Origin of the sequence: Candidatus Frankia alpina (assembly GCF_902806485.1) — a bacterium.
GTDB lineage: Bacteria > Actinomycetota > Actinomycetes > Frankiales > Frankiaceae > Frankia > Frankia alpina.
This window is the reverse complement of record NZ_CADCWT010000331.1, coordinates 1-4,256: the sequence shown is the minus strand read 5'-3', so window position 1 is coordinate 4,256 and position 4,256 is coordinate 1. Positions and strand designations below refer to the sequence as shown.

At 73.2% G+C, this 4,256-nt stretch carries 5 protein-coding genes; 3 read left to right on the top strand and 2 right to left on the bottom strand.

Going from position 1 to position 4,256, the window contains the following annotated elements; translation table 11 throughout:
- On the bottom strand, positions 1-677 hold a 677-nt coding region (locus G6R25_RS22035; RefSeq protein WP_163554422.1), incomplete at its 3' end, for a YdcF family protein.
- A 153-nt stretch (positions 678-830) separates the two neighbouring features.
- Here G6R25_RS22035 and G6R25_RS22030 point away from each other — a divergent pair.
- The 3 genes from G6R25_RS22030 (at position 831) to G6R25_RS22020 (ending at position 3,732) form a co-directional block, all read left to right on the top strand.
- On the top strand, positions 831-1,736 hold the full coding sequence (locus tag G6R25_RS22030) for a TIGR03621 family F420-dependent LLM class oxidoreductase (RefSeq protein WP_163554421.1): 906 nt from the start codon (positions 831-833) through the stop codon (positions 1,734-1,736).
- A gap of 150 nt (positions 1,737-1,886) precedes the next feature.
- A complete protein-coding gene (locus tag G6R25_RS22025; protein ID WP_163554420.1) occupies positions 1,887-2,648 on the top strand; it encodes a class I SAM-dependent methyltransferase in 762 nt (253 codons plus the stop codon).
- A 289-nt stretch (positions 2,649-2,937) separates the two neighbouring features.
- A complete protein-coding gene (locus G6R25_RS22020; protein ID WP_235949428.1) occupies positions 2,938-3,732 on the top strand; it encodes an SDR family NAD(P)-dependent oxidoreductase in 795 nt (264 codons plus the stop codon).
- Here the strand turns inward: G6R25_RS22020 and G6R25_RS22015 are convergent.
- On the bottom strand, positions 3,692-4,256 hold a 565-nt coding region (locus tag G6R25_RS22015), incomplete at its 5' end, for a phosphotransferase (protein ID WP_163554419.1). The genes G6R25_RS22020 and G6R25_RS22015 overlap by 41 nt on opposite strands.

The window sequence follows — 4,256 nt, the reverse complement described above, 5'->3', positions numbered from 1 at the left end:
AGCGCGACTCTACGAACTGGACGGGCCGGTGCGTGGCGCTGGGCCGCGCGCAGCACCGCCCGGGCGATCTCGTAGCCGGCGATGGGCAGCTTCAGCCACCAGTGGTCGAGGAACCGGTAGTCGTCGGCGGGCACGACCCGGGCGGCGAGCTCGGGCCGTATCCGGTGCAGGTACCGGCGCCCGCGCGCCGCATGCAGCGGATCCGAGGCGATCGCGATCGTGGCCGCCGACTCGACGAACGGCAGCGCGAACGTGATGTTCTCCCAGGTGTTACGGGCCGCGGTCTCCAGCCGGATCTTCTCCGCGGGCACGCCGAGGGTCTCGCGTGCGTACCTGGCCATGGCCTCCGCCTCGGTCACCGCGCCGGGCGGACCACCACCGGTGAAGATCATCCAGCTGTCCGCGCCCGGGGCGAGTGAACGCACGCCGATCTCGGTGCGCCAGCGTTGGAGCGGGTGCAGGGTGCCCGCGCGGGTCGACGGGAAGCCGAGGACGACGACCGCCTGCGCGCCCCGTCCGGTCGGGCGGCCGCGGAGCTGGCGCGACGCTCGCCAGTGCAGCGCCTCAGTGACGGCGACCGGGGTGGCGGCGGCACCGGCCACGGCGACGGCAGCGACGACGATGACGCGCAGCCGTCGTACCCGCGGTCGCTGACGGCTGAGCCGGGTCGCTGTCACGGGCCTATAGAACACCGGCCCCGCCCGCTACAGGTCGGTTCCGCCGTCGATGCGGCGGATGTCCCTGTCGGCTTACAGCAGATGACGATCATGAAAGGTTGCCGACGAAGTAAGGTCCCGGTGACGCTGCCGATCGGTGTGCAGGCGCGGGCCATGAGGGACACACAGGGGAGGGAACCGTTGCGGCCGTTCCGGTTCGGGGTGAACATGCTTGCGGTCTCGGCGCTGGGGGAGTGGTCCGCGGCCGCCCGCCGGGCCGAGGAGCTCGGCTACGACGTGCTGCTCGTCCCGGATCACCTCGGGCTGCCCGCGCCGTTCCCCACGCTGGTCGCCGCCGGGGCCGCCACCGGCCTGCGGCTCGGCACCTTCGTCCTCAACGCGGCCTTCCACAACCCGGCGCTGCTGGCCCGCGACGTCGCGACCACCGACATGCTGACGGCCGGGCGGCTGGAGCTGGGCGTCGGCACGGGTTACGTGGCCGAGGAGTTCGCCGCCGCCGGCATCCCGTTCGGCACCGTGAAGGACCGCGTCGACACCCTCGAGCGGGTCATCGACGCGGTGTACGGAGCCCTGGCCGATCCCGCCGCCGCACCGCGGCCGGTGCAGCAGCCGGTGCCGCTGGTCGTCGGCGGCAACGGGGACCGGATGCTCAGGCTTGCGGCGCGCCGGGCGGACATCGCCGCGTTCACCGCCGCCGCCTTCGACCCGGCGAACCCGAGTAACCAGCGGCCGCTGTCCGGGGAGGCGTTCGCCGAGCGGATCGCGTTCTTCGACAAGGCCGCCGGTTACCGGGCCGGCGAGGTGGAGCGCAACCTGCTCCTCCAGGCCGTCACGGTCACCGACGACCGGGCGGCGGCGCTGGCGGCGTGGGTGCCCCGGCTGCCTCACCTGAGCGCCGAGGAGATCCTCACGGTCCCGACGCTGCTGGCCGGCACCGTCGAACAGATCGCCGACCAGGTGCGCGGCCTGCGCGACCGGTTCGGCATCACCTACCTCACCGTCCTGCAGCTCGCTCTGGAGGCGTTCGCCCCGATCATCGCCGCGCTGCGCCGCGACTGACCGCACTGCCGGCTGCCGGCCCGCCGGTCGGGGCCGGCGGGTCCGAGGGTCCGCCGGTCCGCCGGTCCGGTTAGAGGCCGGCGGAGGGCGCGATCGGTCGCCGGCAGAAACTCGGTCGCCACCGGTGGAGCGGTCTGCCACGATGGGGCGATGCCGCGCGGGTTTGAGGAGCTGGTCGCCGAGGCCGCGGCGGTGCCCGTCGACGGCTGGGAGTTCTCCTGGCTGGACGGCCGGGCCACCGAGCAACGGCCGTCGTGGGGGTACGCCCGCCTGATCGGCGAGCGGATGGCCCGCGCCGACGCGGCCCTTGATGTGCAGACCGGCGGCGGTGAGGTCCTCGCCGGGGTGCTGCGCCTGGCCCGGTGCACGGTCGCCGTCGAGTCCTGGCCGCCGAACATCGCCCGGGCGAAGGCGGCGCTGCGCCCCCGTGGCGTCCACCTCGTCGTCGCCGACGGCGATCACACGCTGCCGTTCGCTGATGCGACGTTCGGCCTCGTCGTCAGCCGCCATCCGGTCGCGACCTGCTGGCCGCAGATCGCCCGGGTGCTGCGGCCCGGCGGCAGCTACCTGTCCCAGCAGGTCGGGCCGGCCAGCGTCGCCGAGCTGACCGAATACTTCCTCGGCCCGCAGCCAGCCGTGGCGCGCGGCCGGCGCCATCCCGACGGCGCGGCGGCTGCCGCCCGCGCCGCCGGCCTCGAGGTCGTCGACCTGCGGAGGGAGACGCTGCACACCGAGTTCCGCGACGTCGGCGCCGTGATCTATTTCTTGCGCAAGGTGATCTGGATCGTTCCCGGGTTCACCGTCGAGCGGTACTGCGAGCGCCTCGCCGAGCTACACGAGCGAATCCGCGCGACCGGCCCGTTCACCGCGCGCACCACCCGCTTCCTCATTGAGGCGCGCCTACCGCGCTGACCCGCCGGGCGCGCTGACATGGCGTGCGCTCGCCCATCGCCCCGCCCTGGCTCGGGGCCGATTGCGGTGCGTTGTGCACGGTCTGACTCCTGCGGACCGTGCACAACGCACCGCAACGTGCCGGGCGGCATGGCGCGGTTCCGCGGAATCTGAATGATCGCGTCAAGTCGTGGTGGTCGTGGTCGTGGTGGTGGTGGGCCGCGGATCGTGGCGGCGATTACGGAGCGTGGCGGCGGCGGTGGGGTGTTCGGGGTTGGTGCGTGGGAGAGCGCCTATCTGGGTCCCTCTGGTGGATTCGGCGCCCGGTTCGTCCCTACAGAACGACCCAGGTGGCACCGTTCCCACGCACACCCCGCTCCCGGCCCCCTCTCCGGCCACGGAACGTCACCGTCGACCCGACCCGACCCGACCCGACCCGACCCGGACTGACCCGACCCGGACTGACCCGGACCGGACTGACCCGGACAAGCAACCGTGCAGACACGCCAGCAGCGACCGCGACGATCCCGCCCCGGCCTCGCAGCGCCACGCGATCGACGCGGTCGAGCGGACCGTCGCCGAGCTCGGCCGGCTGGACACCGTCGTGAACAACGCCGGGGTCATGCTCCTCGGCCCGATCGTCGACGCCCCCACCGCGGAGTGGGACCGGATGGTCGCGCTCAACCTGCAGGGGTTGCTCTACGTCGCGCACGCCGCCCTGCCCCACCTGCTCACCGCCGCCGACGCCGGCCCCCGTAACGTGGCCGGCCTGGTCAACATCAGCTCCGTGGCGGGCCGGCGGGCGGCGACGAACTCCGGCGTGTACAACCTGACGAAGTTCGGCGTGAACGCCTTCACCGAGTCGCTGCGCCAGGAGGTCGCCGAGCGGCACGTGCGGGTGTCGGTGGTCGAGCCCGGGGCGGTCGCGACGGAGCTCACCGACCATCTGCGGCCGGCGATCCGCGAGCCGGCGCTGAAGGTGTTCGCCGGCGTCGAGACCCTGCAGGCCGAGGACATCGCCGACGCGATCGCCTACATCGTGACCCGCCCGCGCCGCGTCGCCGTCAACGAGATCCTGATCCGTCCCACCGAGCAGGTGCGGTGATCGGCCGTTCGTGGTCGGTCAGGACCTCGTCGATGGTGCGTCGGGCGATGCGGGCGAGGGCGGAGTTGCTGTCCTGGTAGTAGGGCAGGGCGATAAGGCCGAAGGACAGCGCCCAGCCGCGGCCCCGGTCCCAGGTCGAGTCGTCGACGCCGGCCACGTTCCGGAATGTCTCGCGTTCCTCGGCGGGCAGCAGGGTCCAGGCGGCCATCACGTCGCAGGCGGGATCGCCCACGCCAAGGCCCCCGAAGTCGATGACGGCGCGCAGCCGGCCGTCACGGGCGAGAAGATTGTCGGGGAGAAGGTCGCCGTGGATCCAGACCGGTGCCTCCTGCCACGCCGGTGCGTGTAGGGCGGCGTCCCAGGCGGTGGGTCGCCGCGGCGGTGTCGATGGCGGTGCGCAGAGAGCGGATGGCGGCGCGGGTGGGGGTGTCGCGTCGGGCCAGGGGGGCGTCGCGAAAAAAGTTGTGGGTCCCGGGCGGCGGTCCGCCGACGGGATTGACTGCCCGCAGGGCGGTGATGAAACG